At 51.2% G+C, this 13,775-nt stretch carries 11 protein-coding genes; 5 read left to right on the top strand and 6 right to left on the bottom strand.

The window, feature by feature from the left end; all coding sequences use genetic code 11:
- Positions 1 to 68 precede the first annotated feature (68 nt).
- The 3 genes from ccsB to METH5_RS0107615 all read right to left on the bottom strand — a co-directional run bounded on the left by ccsB (position 69) and on the right by METH5_RS0107615 (position 3,998).
- Positions 69 to 1,211: a c-type cytochrome biogenesis protein CcsB gene (gene ccsB, locus METH5_RS0107625; RefSeq protein ID WP_029147950.1), complete on the bottom strand. Its 1,143-nt coding sequence runs from the start codon at positions 1,209 to 1,211 to the stop codon at positions 69 to 71.
- A gap of 21 nt (positions 1,212 to 1,232) precedes the next feature.
- A complete protein-coding gene (locus METH5_RS0107620) occupies positions 1,233 to 3,155 on the bottom strand; it encodes a cytochrome c biogenesis protein ResB (RefSeq protein WP_029147949.1) in 1,923 nt (640 codons plus the stop codon).
- A 213-nt stretch (positions 3,156 to 3,368) separates the two neighbouring features.
- Positions 3,369 to 3,998 carry a cytochrome c gene (locus METH5_RS0107615; protein ID WP_051412901.1) on the bottom strand — a complete coding sequence of 210 codons (630 nt, stop codon included), beginning with the start codon at positions 3,996 to 3,998 and terminating at the stop codon, positions 3,369 to 3,371.
- Positions 3,999 to 4,108: 110 nt separating this feature from the next.
- Between METH5_RS0107615 and yihA the strand changes: the two genes are divergently transcribed.
- On the top strand, positions 4,109 to 4,744 hold the full coding sequence (yihA, locus tag METH5_RS0107610; RefSeq protein ID WP_029147947.1) for a ribosome biogenesis GTP-binding protein YihA/YsxC: 636 nt from the start codon (positions 4,109 to 4,111) through the stop codon (positions 4,742 to 4,744).
- A 45-nt stretch (positions 4,745 to 4,789) separates the two neighbouring features.
- Here the strand turns inward: yihA and trmB are convergent, their stop codons facing one another.
- Both trmB and METH5_RS0107595 read right to left on the bottom strand, forming a co-directional pair.
- Positions 4,790 to 5,500, bottom strand: a complete 711-nt coding sequence (trmB, locus tag METH5_RS0107605; RefSeq protein ID WP_029147946.1) for a tRNA (guanosine(46)-N7)-methyltransferase TrmB — start codon at positions 5,498 to 5,500, stop codon at positions 4,790 to 4,792.
- Positions 5,501 to 6,391: 891 nt separating this feature from the next.
- Positions 6,392 to 7,561, bottom strand: coding sequence for a class I SAM-dependent methyltransferase (locus tag METH5_RS0107595; protein ID WP_029147945.1), 1,170 nt, complete (start codon positions 7,559 to 7,561; stop codon positions 6,392 to 6,394).
- A gap of 42 nt (positions 7,562 to 7,603) precedes the next feature.
- On the opposite strand from METH5_RS0107595, the gene METH5_RS0107590 reads away from it, so the two are divergent.
- The 4 genes from METH5_RS0107590 to topA all read left to right on the top strand — a co-directional run bounded on the left by METH5_RS0107590 (position 7,604) and on the right by topA (position 12,426).
- On the top strand, positions 7,604 to 8,356 hold the full coding sequence (locus METH5_RS0107590; protein WP_029147944.1) for a pteridine reductase: 753 nt from the start codon (positions 7,604 to 7,606) through the stop codon (positions 8,354 to 8,356).
- A 14-nt stretch (positions 8,357 to 8,370) separates the two neighbouring features.
- Positions 8,371 to 8,694 carry a hypothetical protein gene (locus METH5_RS0107585; protein ID WP_029147943.1) on the top strand — a complete coding sequence of 108 codons (324 nt, stop codon included), beginning with the start codon at positions 8,371 to 8,373 and terminating at the stop codon, positions 8,692 to 8,694.
- A gap of 63 nt (positions 8,695 to 8,757) precedes the next feature.
- Complete coding sequence (gene ttcA, locus METH5_RS0107580; protein ID WP_029147942.1) at positions 8,758 to 9,699, top strand: tRNA 2-thiocytidine(32) synthetase TtcA; 942 nt, start codon at positions 8,758 to 8,760, stop codon at positions 9,697 to 9,699.
- A gap of 111 nt (positions 9,700 to 9,810) precedes the next feature.
- Complete coding sequence (topA, locus tag METH5_RS0107575) at positions 9,811 to 12,426, top strand: type I DNA topoisomerase (RefSeq protein ID WP_029147941.1); 2,616 nt, start codon at positions 9,811 to 9,813, stop codon at positions 12,424 to 12,426.
- A 71-nt stretch (positions 12,427 to 12,497) separates the two neighbouring features.
- On the opposite strand, the gene METH5_RS0107570 is transcribed toward topA, so the two are convergent.
- Positions 12,498 to 13,727: an HD-GYP domain-containing protein gene (locus METH5_RS0107570; RefSeq protein ID WP_029147940.1), complete on the bottom strand. Its 1,230-nt coding sequence runs from the start codon at positions 13,725 to 13,727 to the stop codon at positions 12,498 to 12,500.
- Between the last annotated feature and the right edge of the window lie 48 nt (positions 13,728 to 13,775).

Genomic DNA, 13,775 nt, shown 5'->3' with positions numbered 1-13,775 from the left:
TTCAGAATAAGCAAAACAAAACGGGCAGATGCATCAGCACCTGCCCGTTAATCACAACAATTTAAACCTTACAGTGTGCCGTAAGAATGCAGCCCACTCAAAAACATATTTACACCAAGAAAGGCGAAGGTCGTGACCAGCAAACCAACCAGCGCCCACCAGGCCAACACCGTGCCGCGCAGCCCTTTCATTAAGCGCAAATGCAACCAGGCCGCGTAATTTAACCAGACGATCAAAGCCCAGGTTTCTTTAGGGTCCCATGACCAGTAACCGCCCCAGGCTTCTGCCGCCCACATGGCGCCTAAAATAGTCGCGATGGTAAAGAACGCAAAACCAATCGCAATGGCTTTGTACATGAAATCATCCAGCACATGCAGCGCTGGCAGGCGGCTGACCAACACACCATGCTTCACCAGCAAGTAGGCGCCGGCCACCATCGCCGCCAGTGAAAATGCACCATAGCCTATAAAGTTGGCGGGCACGTGTATCTTCATCCAGTAGCTTTGCAAGGCAGGCACCAGGGGTTGAATCTCATTGGCGTGACGATCAAAGGTGTACCAGAGAATAAAGCCGACTGCGGCATTAATAACGATTAGGACAAAGCCGCCCAATTGGCGTGTGTTAAACAGCTTTTCGTAATGCAGATAGAGCAAAGAAGTAATCAGGCAAAACAGGATAAACACTTCATACAAGTTGCTGATAGGAATATGCCCAACATCTGGCGCAATCAGGTAAGACTCATACCAGCGCACCATCAGGCCGACAAAGCCAAACAAGGTTGCCGCCCAGGTGAGCGCCGAGGCTACTTTGGCGGTGAAAGCTGACTTTTGGAACAGCGCCAGCCAATAGGTCAGCATGGCCAGCACAAACAGCACATTCATCCACATGACGGCGGACTGGCTGGCAAGCAAAAACTTCAACAAAAAGCGTTGGCTAGCATTGGCCAAATCCCCCTGGTAAGCAGTCACGCCGATCAAACTGAGCACCGCCACGCCCAGCACTAGTCGCGCAATGGCCGACCAGCGCCAGCCCAGATAACTGAACAAGGCAACGGCAGCAAACAAAAAGCTGACTTCATATACATCCATAAAGCCTGCATAGCGCTGATACGAAAAGATCCCGCCCGCCAGCAGCAGCACGGCATACACCCAGTCAAACTTGCTTAATGATTGCCAAAACGATGTTGGCTTTGATAATAATGATGTACTCATCGCATTCCCCTCTTCATTTCGTCAGGCAACAGGTGCCGTTTGCAATAATGCTGTCAGTTGTTGTTGCATGCGCGCAAAATCCTGGTCCAGATCCATGTTTTTACGGTTAGATGACATCGCCAGCAACACTTCTTGCTGTGCAGGTTTGATCAATAACCACAAGCGACGTTCCTTAATATAGAACATGGAAAAAATACCCAGCACCAGCATCACAGAGCCAAAATACACCCAGTTTTGACCAGGCGAGCGTGTCAGCTGAAAGCCGCTGGCCTGTTTTAAGGTGTAATTATTCAACTGAAAATAATACGGCGTGCCATAAAAAAACAAATCATTCATGGCGTTCAAACTATCTTGAATAAACATCACCGTCTCCTGATTGTCAGGGGCTGGTGGCAATTGGCGCTGAGCGCGGCTGATTTGGTAACCTTGCAATGCAGCCCGGTTTAACAATTTTAAATAGGTTTGCGCCGCTTGCTCACGCTGGTCTTTTGGCACAGCACTCTCAATAATGCGTGACAACTCACTGTAGCCACCCTTCTTAAACGTCACCAGCAGATGTTGCAGGCTTTGCTCAAACTGCGCTCTTAAAGCAGCATTATCGCCCGGCATTTGCTTGGCAACCTCGCTGGCAATCTCACGCATCGCCTGCTCATTACGCAATGTCTGGCGCAAGTGCATAAAACCGTTAATTTCCAGCGCATCATCGGCCGGAATGCGCAAATACTTAAACTCGTCCTGCACCGTCTCACGCATGCCCGAGACAAAGTAAGCACGGCCATCCAACTGCAATGGCTGCATATAGCTCATGTATTCGCGCGCCTGGCCACTGGCATTACGCAGCTTCAAGGTGGTATTGGGGCCCACATTATGCGGCTTGCCTTTGCCATCGGCAGACAAGTTCAAAATATTAAACTGACGGAACTCGTTAAACTCCACCGTCATTTTTTGCGCGCCATCCCCCAGTGAGCCTTTTTGCAACACCACGCCCTCAATATCAAAGCCATCTGGCTTACTAGCAGCCAAATCCCACAACTTAAACTTGAGTTGCGAACCACCATCCTGAAAATCAGACTGATAGATGGCAATGCCTTTATAGGTATAAGGATGATTAACGCGAATCGTGGTTTCAATCGGCTGGCTTAAGTCAGGGTCGGTGATGACAATATCACTCTCAAACGACTTTGGCATGCCGGTCGCATAATGCTCAATGCGAAAATCTTTCAGCGCCACCGTAAATGGCAGGTCTTGCACTAAATAGCCATCGCGCACGCGCACAAACGCCACATTGTCATGCTCACCTTCAGGCAAGGTCATGTTGGCGCGAAAGGACAAATTATCAACCCCTAAACGACTTTCCGCAGGTACTTTACGCGCAGAAATATCACGCGTTTCGATTGTTTTCCATCCCAGCAACTCTTGCACTTTAAGCGGCAAGTTACCGTCCAGCAACCCGCCAAAGCAAATCACAATAATCGCCGCATGGGTAAAGATATAGCCCAAACGTTGATGCGTCCCCAGCTTTGCTGCGATTAACACATCACCATTGTCTTGCTGGCGCGTTTTAAAACTGTAGCGTTCTATGCTTAAAAAAGCACTTAACTGCGCTTGCAAAGCTGCCGCAGGCTGTTGCGTTGTTAAACTGGCTTGATGACCAAATAAACGCAGCGATTTTTCAGTAGCATGCTCTTTATATACTCGCCACTCTTTTACCATCAACGGCGCATTACGAATGACGCACAGCGTCGTCGACACCACCAAAAACAGCAAAATGAGCAAAAACCAGGCCGCATGATACACATCCAGCAAGCCCAGCCACTCAAACAACTCAAACCAGAACTGGCCAAACTTGATGATGTAGTTGGTGTAAGGCTCATTTTGCTTGAGCACGGTGCCAATCATCGAAGCAATACCCAGTAACGTCAGCAGGCTCACAGCAAAGCGCATTGAGCTCATAAGCTCATAAACACGCTGTGATAAGGAAATGGGAGCTTTCAAAACGGTCTCTTTAAAATGGACGAGTTAAAGTTGGGTATGCGTTTATCGTTATACATAGCAACAACGCAAGATGCGCATTTGTGGACGACATCTATCGTAAAAGGTTGCACTGGCCTACAGTAAAAAAGGTGGCCGCAGCCACCTTTTTTCAATCAGCAAGCGTTAGCGCAAACCTTGAATATAATCTGCCACTGCTTGCATTTCAGCATCGCTCATTTTCGCCGCGATAGTCATCATCATTGGCGCGTTAGCACGCTCACCGGTGCGGAAAGTTCTTAACTGCTGCACGGTGTAATCTGTGTGCTGACCAGCCAAACGTGGAAACTGCTTAGGCAACCCAGCGCCAGTTGCGCCATGACAGGCCGCACAGGCAGGCACTTGCGTTGCCGCAATACCACCGCGGTAAATTTTCTCACCTAAAGAGCCTTTGCCATTGCTGCTGGCTTTGGCCAATTTAATGCTCTGGCTAGAGAAATATTTCGCCACGCCTTCCATGTCTTCCTGGCTCAACGCCCCAGCCATACCGGCCATCACCGGGTTGGCGCGCGTGCCATCTTTAAAGTTGCTCAATTGCTTGAGCAAATATTCAGGATGCTGACCTGCCAGTTTAGGATTGGTGTTGATCACGCTATTACCGTCGGCCCCGTGACAGGCAGCACAGACGTTTTGAACGATTTTTTCCGGCCCATTCACCACTGGCGCGGCTTCGGCCGAGGCAGCTTCCTCAGCAAATACAGGCTGCACAGCCATGGCCAGCAGCACAAACAATCCAGCTTTAAAACTCTTTAACATAATTCAATGCCCCAACATTTTTATTCTGCGCCATTTTATCAAACAAACCTTGTTCGTGATAGCATGCACAGCTGAATAGTCCATAAAACCTTGAGGCAACTCAACTCATCATGCCAGTTTTTCAAAACGCCCGCTTTCACCTGTCGGCACATCATCTACGTGACCTGCCGCCAGCCAGTGGCATCGAAGTCGCCTTTGCCGGTCGCTCCAATGCGGGCAAATCAAGCGCGCTCAACACCTTAGCCAACCACAACCGCTTAGCCTTTGTCAGCAAACAACCTGGCCGCACCCAACTGATTAACTTTTTCACGCTGGGTGACGACAAACATTTGGTCGACTTGCCTGGCTATGGCTACGCCAAAGTGCCTGAAGCCATGCGCACACATTGGCAAAACGTGCTGTCACGCTACCTGAGTGAGCGCCAAAGCCTGGCCGGACTAGTGCTGGTGATGGATAGCCGCCACCCGCTGACCCCGCTGGACCGACAAATGCTGGACTGGTTTTGCCCTTCCGGCAAGCCGGTGCATGTGTTACTGACCAAGAGCGACAAACTGTCACGCAGCGAATCCAGTATCCTGATCGGCAAAATACGCAAAGAGTTGCAGGCCGGCTGGGGCGAGAGCATCAGCGTTCAATTATTCTCCAGCCTGAAAAAACTAGGCGTGGATGAGGCAGAGAAAGTACTCGGTGAATGGTTTTTCGGCAACGACCCCGCAACGCAGAATGATCCAGTTGCCAGCGAATAAAAAAAGCAGACATCAGTCTGCTTTTTTTATTTTGCGCTGCACCCATTAAACCCGCTTAAACACCAGATCCCACACCCCGTGCCCTAACTTGAGGCCGCGATTTTCAAACTTGGTCAACGGACGATAAGACGGTTTTTCGGCATAATCGCTAGCCGTGTTTTGCAGTTGCGGCTCGCCTTGCAGCACTTCCAGCACCCACTCGGCATACTCCTGCCAGTCAGTCGCGACATGAATGTAAGCGCCCGCTTTCAATTTAGTGCAAAGCAACTGGACGAATTCAGCCTGAAGCAAGCGACGTTTATGGTGCCGCTTCTTATGCCACGGATCCGGGAAGAAAATATGCACACCATCGAGTGAAGCATCCGCCAACATATGCTGCAGCACCTCCACGGCATCATGCTGAACAATGCGCAGATTCTGAATCTCGCCCTCTTGCATCAACTTAAGCAAACTGCCAACACCAGGTGTATGCACCTCGACTGCCAAAAAATCACAATCCGGCAAGGTTTGTGCGATCTTGGCGGTGGCATCGCCCATACCAAACCCGATTTCGAGAATTTTTTTACTCTCGGCACGGCCAAACGCCTGATTTAAATCCAGCGATTGATCGGTATATTCAATACCAAATGTTGGCCATGCTGTTTGCAGCGCGCGCTCCTGGCCCTTGGTCAAACGCCCCTGGCGCAAGACAAAACTACGGATACGGCGCTGATAAGGCGCTTCGGAAGATTCTGGGGTTGGGTCGATTTCGGTCATGGGGCGCATTATACTTTAAGAGCTTGTTTTCCTTCGAAAATAGCAAAAGAGTCCCAAAAGATTATTTCGCCTCTCGGCGAGTCACTTTCTGGTGCTTGTCCCCCAGAAAGTAACCAAAGAGGACGACACCCAGCCATCACGGCCTTCGGCTCCCTTGCGTTGCTCAACAAAATAAGCGGTCACGAAACTCGCCCTAGCAGCTTGCACACTACGCAAGCTGCCGCGGAGCTCAAACAGTCGCTCCCTTCCTCCTTACTTTGTCTCCGCTACTCAGCGTGATGGGATGGGATTTATCTCATTTAAGCAGCAGCGTAGAAGTTTTTGACGGTTAAAAAACCAGATTCTTTTTCTTCAATTCACTTTTGGTTGCAGTCGCATGGTGTTCGGGGTCCCCATCTGCCGCGCCGAGCAACGCAGGATTGGCGGGAGTTGTCGGCCATCGGCTGTCCGAATCCCGCAGCAGCTCACACTTTATGTGAGCTGCCAGGTTGAGTTTCGATGGCCGCCCGACAAGCCGAGTAGCGCAGGAAACAAGCGGAAGCTGGGGTGTCTTGTTCTTTGCCTTCTTTCTTATGGACAAGCATAAGAAAGAATGGTCGCCGAAAAGGCGAAAGTGATGGATCATCAAATAACCAAGCACCCATACTACGATGATGGTTGTCGCTTCGGGCAAGCAAAGAAAAGTAACTCGCCGAAAAGGCGAAACGCAACCTAACAAACAACCACAACCGCATGGGCATCAATGCCCCCCTACGCCCTGAGAAAGCGAAAAACAACCTTTTATTGCAATCTCACCCCGCCTGGATTCCGGCCAACGCCAGAATGACGAATCTAAGGTTGAATGGGGCTGAGAAGTAAAAAGAATGACCTTCTTCTCGCATCCACAACCCATCACAACTGATGCCGCTTATCCCCACTCACAAATCCCAACAAAAGCTCACTCACCCCTTTACTCAGTGCCAACACCTTAAACAACTCGCCCATCTCCGCCGGCGATAGCAGTTTTTGCACTGCGGCAACCATCGGCAAGTAACGCGCGCTGTCTGCCGGTGACACTGTTTGCAGCAACTGCAAAATACCGCAGTTGATTAAAAACTGGGCTTGGCTGGTGTAGCCCGCACAATGAAGGCCATGCGTCAGCGCCGTCTCGGCCATGGCGGTAAAGTTGACGTGTGCAGTGATGTCCTGCAACCCTGGATAAATAAGCGGATCATCATGCGCGTAATGCTGAAAATGGCACATCAGCGTGCCCTGACGGCGTTGCGGATGATAGTACTCGCTTGCCGAAAAACCATAATCCAGCATGATGATCACACCCTGTTGAAGACTATTGACCAAGCTGGCAATCAGCCCCTGTGCGGCCGGACAGACTTCGGTCATATAGCCGTCTGGCAACTGACTGGTATCAATATGGGCGACCAGTGATAAATCTTGCAATGGCTGCGTTTGCCACGCCAAAGGCTGACCAATCGACAAGCCTCGCTCCAGCCATTGCCCCGCTTGCCACTCAACCACATGTACCGGAATCGCATCCAGCACTTCGTTACCAACCACCACGCCAGTAAACCTGTCTGGCAAGGTATCCAGCCATTGCAGGCGTGAAAAAATAGCCTCTGGCAATTGCGCCCGCAAGAACTCTTGCTGCCGTTGGCGCAAGCTAGCGCTCACCTCAAGAATAAAGTAATGCGGCGGCAACTGCTCTAATTTTGCCAACTGCTGCAATAGGCCTGCGGCCAACTTACCGGTACCCGCCCCCAGCTCCAGCACATCGCCCGCAGTCGCCTGCAGCACCTGGCTAAGCTGGTTCGCCAACGCTTGCGCAAATAGCGGCGAAATTTCCGGCGCAGTGACAAAATCGCCGCCGGTGCCGAACTTATTGGCGTCGCCGCTGTAATAGCCAAGGTGGGGCGTATAAAGCGCCATTTGCATATAATCGGCAAATGATAGCCAGCCGCCCTGTTGTTGCACTTGCTGTTGAATATGTGCGAGCAATGTGCTGCAGTGTTGTTGTGCCGCGGCATCCAAGGCCGGCAATCGTGAAGAATTCGGTTGAGCAGTCATTCAGCCATTATAATGTGACCAGTCCAGAATAAAGAGACCCCTGTGAATTTCGATGCTGCTTCCAAAGTTGTGCTCATTACCGGTGGCGCTAAACGCGTCGGCGCTGCCATCGCCCGCGAGTTGCATCGCCAGGGTGCCAGCCTGTTACTGCACTACCACACCAGCAGCAGCGAAGCGCTGGCACTGCAAGCCGAGCTCAACCAGGCAAGGCCTGGCAGTGTGGTGGTAGCGCAAGCCAACCTGCTCGATACGGCGGCCATACCGCAACTGATAGACACCGCGCTGCAACAGTTTGGCCGGTTGGATGCGCTAGTCAACAATGCCTCAAGCTACTACCCGACCCAGCTTGGCCAGATTAATACAACGCAATGGGAAGAACTGATGGGTAGCAACCTGAAAGCGCCGCTATTTTTAAGCCAGGCAGCGGCCGACGCGCTGCGTGCCAGCCAGGGTTGCATTGTGAATATTACTGACATGCATATCGAGCGCCCGAAAAAACACTACATCGTTTATAGCGCGGCCAAAGCAGGCTTGGTGAGCCTGACTAAATCGCTAGCGCAAGAACTCGCCCCTGATGTCAGGGTCAATGCCGTCGCGCCCGGGCCGGTGTTATGGCCAGATGGGAATCAGGAGTTTGACGACAATTATCGCCAGCAAGTGGTCAATCAAACCTTACTCAAACGCACCGGCGAGCCTGCTGACATCGCCAAAGCCGTCAAATTTTTGATTTATGATGCGCCATTCATCACTGGCCACGTACTGGCAGTGGATGGCGGGCGCAACTTGAGCCTATAGTCACGGTAACGGCGATGCACACTCAGTCACAAATCATCACCATACACGCCCATGCCCCTGCAAAACCTGCGCTAGGTGAAGCGTGTAACGGCTGCGGCGTCTGTTGTGCTGCCGAGCCCTGCCCGGTCAGCCTCGCTTTGTTATGGCCACATCAAGCGCCTTGCCGCGCACTGATATGGAGTGATGCCACGCAACGCTACCTGTGTGGCATGGTGAGTGATCCGACCCGCTTTTTAGGCTGGCTACCAAAAAGCATGAACGCAAGCGCCAGCCGCCTATTCAAACGCTGGATCGCAGCGAATACAGTCTGTGATGCCGATGCTGTACTGTCCGAATAAAATCAATTCTAATAATCAAAGACTTAGCGTGACTTTAACTCGCTTTCCGCTATAATGCGCGCCATGAAGATCAAACATTATCCAGACGACGTTAGCCAAAACTTCTTGAAACTGCGTAATCAGTTGATTAGTGCCACGGGTAAGGCCATTGGCGATTACAACATGATTGAAGAAGGCGACACCGTGCTCGTGTGCATGAGCGGCGGCAAAGACAGCCACGCCATGTTGATGATTTTACTGGCCTTGCAAGAGCGCGCACCGATCAATTTTAAATTGATCGCGATGAACCTGGACCAGAAGCAACCTGGCTTCCCGGCTGACATTTTGCCGGCCTACCTGGAAAAACTGGGTGTGGAGTACCGTATTGTCGAGGCGGACACTTACTCGATTGTGAAAGAAAAAATCCCCGAAGGCAAAACAACGTGCAGCTTATGCTCACGCTTGCGCCGCGGTATTATTTACACCACCGCCCAACAACTGGGTGCGACCAAGATTGCGCTAGGCCATCACCGGGATGACATCGTGCAAACCTTGTTTTTAAACATGTTTTACGGTGCCAAGATGAAAGCCATGCCGCCAAAACTGGCCACCAACCGTGGTGAATTTATGGTGATCCGCCCCTTGGCATATTGTGCCGAGAAAGACATTGCGTCTTATGCGCGCAGCATGCAGTTCCCGATTATTCCGTGTGACTTATGTGGCAGCCAGGAAAACCTGCAGCGGCAAAAAATCAAAGACATGCTCAATAACTGGGAGCGCGAGCAGCCTGGGCGCATTAACAATATTTTCCGCGCCATTGGCAATGTCGAGCCTTCGCACCTGGCTGATGTTGACCTGTATGACTTCAAACACTTAAGCCATGCCAAGGCAGACGATGAAGACCCGATGTTTGATCACGAAAAATTTTCCAGTAACGACATGGCGCTGAATATTGCGACCCAGGATGAGAAACGCATTGAATTTGCGCGCAAATCTTTTCCGATTGCGGCCACCACTGAAGAATAAAACAACGTTTTGGTGCCGGAAAGACTTTAATTAATGACTTTCCGCACCTATATATTGTCTAGTCGTTAAAACGCTTGCTATTATCTAGCCAACTCTTACACAGACCGCTCAATGTCAAAACTGCTGATCGTTGAATCACCCTCCAAGGCCAAAACCCTCAAAAAATATTTGGGCGGTGATTTTGAGGTCCTGGCTTCTTACGGGCATGTGCGCGACCTGATCCCCAAAAACGGTGCGGTGGACCCGACACAGCAGTTCGCCATGAAGTACGACATCATCGACCGCAACAGCAAGCATGTCGATGCCATTGCCAAAGCAGTGAAAAGTGCTGACAGCATTTATCTGGCAACCGACCCGGACCGCGAAGGTGAAGCCATCTCGTGGCATATTGCCGAAATTCTGGCCGAAAAAAAGCTGATCAAAAACAAGCTGGTCAAACGGGTTGAATTTAACGAGATTACGCAAACTGCGGTCAAACACGCTATAGATCATCCACGTGATATTTCTATGGACCTGGTCAATGCACAACAGGCCCGCCGCGCGCTGGATTATTTAGTCGGCTTTAACCTGTCACCATTGTTGTGGAAAAAAATCCGCCGTGGTTTGTCAGCAGGCCGTGTACAAAGCCCGGCACTGCGCCTGATTGTAGAGCGCGAACTGGAAATCGAAGCGTTTATCAGCCGTGAATACTGGAGCATTCACATGGGTGCGCTCAAGCATGCCCATGGCTTTGATGCCAGACTGGTGCAACTCAATGGCCAGAAAGTTGAGCAGTTCACGGTCACCAACCATGACCAGCAAGCCGATATTGTCGGCAAATTGCTGCTGGCTTCGGCGGGCAAAACCACAGTCACCCGGGTTGAGAAAAAACAACGCAGCCGCAGTCCGGCCGCGCCCTTTACCACCTCTACCCTGCAACAAGAAGCCGTGCGCAAACTTGGCTTTACCACCAGCCGCGCCATGCGCGTGGCACAGCAACTATACGAGGGTATGGATGTTGGCAGCGGCACGGTCGGTTTGATTACCTACATGCGTACCGACTCCTTTAGCCTGGCGGCCGAAGCGGTGATGCAAATCCGCGACTATGTGAAAAAGAATTTTGACGCAGGCTACCTGCCCAAAGCGCCTATCATGTACAAAACCAAAGCCAAAAATGCGCAAGAGGCGCACGAGGCGATCCGTCCGACGGAAATTACCCGCACGCCTGCCAGCGTACGCCAGCACCTGAACGACGAACAGTTCAAGCTGTATGAAATGATCTGGAAACGCACACTGGCTTGCCAGATGACACAAGCCAAATATGACGCTGTCAGCGTCGATTTAGCTGTCGGCAGCGAAGCGACGCTGTTCCGCGCCAGTGGTCAAACCCTGGTGTTCCCGGGCTTTATTGCCGTCTATATGGAAGGCAAAGACGACGATAAAGATGACGAAGATGCAGAAGCCAAATTGCCGCATCTAGAAACCGGCGAAGTGCTGACCGTTGAGAGGATTTTTGGCGAGCAACACTTTACCGAGCCGCCACCACGTTACTCCGAAGCCAGCCTGGTCAAAGCCCTTGAAGAGTACGGCATTGGCCGCCCTTCAACTTATGCCAGCATTATTTCGACCCTGCAAGACCGTGAATATGTAGTGCTGGATAAAAAACGCTTTACGCCGACCGATGTCGGCCGCGTAGTGAATAAGTTTCTCACCGAACACTTTACCCAGTATGTTGACTACGACTTTACCGCCAAGCTTGAAAACGAGCTGGACGAGATTGCTGAAGGCAACCTGGACTGGCTGCCTGTCATGGACAAGTTCTGGCAGGGCTTTAATCAGCAAATTCAGGTCAAGGCCGATGTAGAGCGCCCTGGCAACGAGCTGATTGATGAAATGTGCCCAAAATGTGGCCTGCAATTGCAAAAGCAATTGAGCCGCTACGGCAGCTTTATTGGTTGTACCGGTTACAACGCCACCCCAAAATGCGATTACAAACGCAACCTGGATGGCGAAGCCAATATGGCTAGCGAACCGGTAGTGATCGGGCAGGATGCCGACACGCAAAAAGAAATCTACCTGATGAACGGCCCTTACGGCCCTTATTTGCAGCTTGGCCTGCCTGTAGAAGGTGACAAGAAAAAGCCTAAACGGGTCAGCATTCCGAAAGAAATTCCGCTGAGCCAGGTCAATATAGACACCGCAAACATGTTGCTGAGTTTGCCGCGAGACTTAGGCCAGCACCCGGAAACCGGTAAAAAGATTGTCGCCAATATCGGTCGCTTTGGGCCTTACGTCAACCACGACAGCAAGTTCAAATCGATCCCTAAAACCGAGAGCGTGTTTAGCATAGACCTCGAAGGCGCGGTGAAGCTACTGGCGGCGGCCAACGGCCCGACTCCGCTGGCAGATTTGGGCGAGCACCCGTCAGGCGAGGGGCGCATTGAGGTGTTTTCTGGCCGGTTTGGCCCTTATGTGCAACACAACGGCTTGCGTGCAACACTGCCCAAAAGTGTCGCGCCAGAGGAGCTAACGGTGGAGCAAGCATTAGAGTTACTGGCAGAAAAAGCGGCTAAAGAAGGCGGTAAACCCAGCGCTAAAAAGCCAGCAGCAAAAAAAGCGGCCGCCCCCAAAGCAGCTGCAAAGAAAACCACTGCAACCAAAACAACGGCTAAAAAACCAGCCGTCAAAAAAACCAGCACGACTAAAGCGGCCGCCAGCAAAAAAAACAAAAAGTCAGCAGAAGAGTAAATAACCCTCATAAAAAAAGGAGCGCATTAGCTCCTTTTTTTATGTCAATCGCAGCAGGCCAATCTCCTGCGTTAATGGCTAGACCACAAGTGATCAATATTGCCCACACCCCAGGTGGCCGCTGAGTCATTACCAATAATCTCATCCATGCCTTTTGACAAGTCGAGCTCTATCACCGGGATATGGATTTTGGATTTAGTCGAGAAAAACGCTTTGACCACCGGCTTGAGCAAACTGTCTGGCGTTTGCTTCACAACCACTGCCAGGCGGCCAGACTTCAGTATGACAACTGTGCCAATCGGATAAATGCCTAAGCTTTTGACAAATGCTTTAAACACCACCGGGTCAAAATGCCCGGTCCAGCTCGCCATGCGTTTGAGTGCCATGCCAGGCTCCCAGGCTGGCTTATAGGCGCGGGTAGAGGTCACCGCGTCATACACATCACAAATCGCCCCCATCTTGGCAAAAATGGTCATTTGATCACCACTTAAATGTTCGGGATAACCGGAGCCATCGATCTTTTCGTGGTGATGCAAACACACGTCCAGCGTCACACTGTCAGAAATATGGGCCTTCACCAGCATATCGTGACCAAGCTTGGGGTGTTGTCGAATCACATCAAACTCGTTATCAGTGAGTGAGCCTGGTTTATTCAGTATCTGCAACGGAATGCCGGCCTTACCCATATCGTGCATCAGCCCGGCGAGGCCGGCCTGCTTGACTTCGGTTTCGGACAATTTGAGTTCTCTGCCTAGCGCAGTCATCAATGCACAGACCGCTACCGAGTGCATATAGGTGTAATCGTCTACCGTTTTCAAACGCACCAGACTAATCAGCGCGTGCACATTACGGGTCACCGAGGCTGAGATTTCTTCCACAATCGGCATTACGGCTTCGGCCTCAACCGCCTTGCCCATGCGCAAATCTTTAAACATGGAGGCGATCGCTTTGCGCGAAGAGGCAATAATTTTTGCCGCCTGCTGACGTTCAACATCCAAAGTGGCTGGCCTTAAGCGCTCGGCATTGGTTTCGTCTGCCGCAACAGGCCCATCGAGCTCCAGCATGGCCATTTCTTTGTCAGTAAGCTGATGCGCCCCCCGTTCAGGCTCAAGCAACACATCCACGCCCTGGTCAGTGTCTATCACCACCTGCTGCAGACTGCTTGCTTTTAACTTTTGCAAATCAATGGGGTCATTCAGCACAAATTTGCTACGCCAAAAGGGATGATCCATCCACGGGCCTTTTAGCTCATGAATATACATCCCCATCCGCACCTCTTTGGTTGCTATTGTTTTTAACATACGACCCTGAAAACCCCTGCACAATACTTACATCTTATTACTGGATAA

The organism is Methylophilus sp. 5, from assembly GCF_000515275.1.
Taxonomy (GTDB): Bacteria; Pseudomonadota; Gammaproteobacteria; order Burkholderiales; family Methylophilaceae; genus Methylophilus.
This window is presented reverse-complemented; position numbering and strand designations above follow the sequence as displayed.

Bases quoted from the DNA above. Each gene is read 5' to 3' on its own strand.
- trmB (WP_029147946.1), bottom strand. From the start codon at position 5,500: ATGACCGAAATCGACCCAACCCCAGAATCTTCCGAAGCGCCTTATCAG.
- topA (WP_029147941.1), top strand. From the start codon at position 9,811: ATGTCAAAACTGCTGATCGTTGAATCACCCTCCAAGGCCAAAACCCTC.
- yihA (WP_029147947.1), top strand. From the start codon at position 4,109: ATGCCAGTTTTTCAAAACGCCCGCTTTCACCTGTCGGCACATCATCTA.
- METH5_RS0107585 (WP_029147943.1), top strand. From the start codon at position 8,371: ATGCACACTCAGTCACAAATCATCACCATACACGCCCATGCCCCTGCA.
- METH5_RS0107570 (WP_029147940.1), bottom strand. From the start codon at position 13,727: ATGTTAAAAACAATAGCAACCAAAGAGGTGCGGATGGGGATGTATATT.
- ccsB (WP_029147950.1), bottom strand. From the start codon at position 1,211: ATGAGTACATCATTATTATCAAAGCCAACATCGTTTTGGCAATCATTA.
- METH5_RS0107595 (WP_029147945.1), bottom strand. From the start codon at position 7,561: ATGACTGCTCAACCGAATTCTTCACGATTGCCGGCCTTGGATGCCGCG.
- ttcA (WP_029147942.1), top strand. From the start codon at position 8,758: ATGAAGATCAAACATTATCCAGACGACGTTAGCCAAAACTTCTTGAAA.
- METH5_RS0107615 (WP_051412901.1), bottom strand. From the start codon at position 3,998: ATGTTAAAGAGTTTTAAAGCTGGATTGTTTGTGCTGCTGGCCATGGCT.
- METH5_RS0107620 (WP_029147949.1), bottom strand. From the start codon at position 3,155: ATGCGCTTTGCTGTGAGCCTGCTGACGTTACTGGGTATTGCTTCGATG.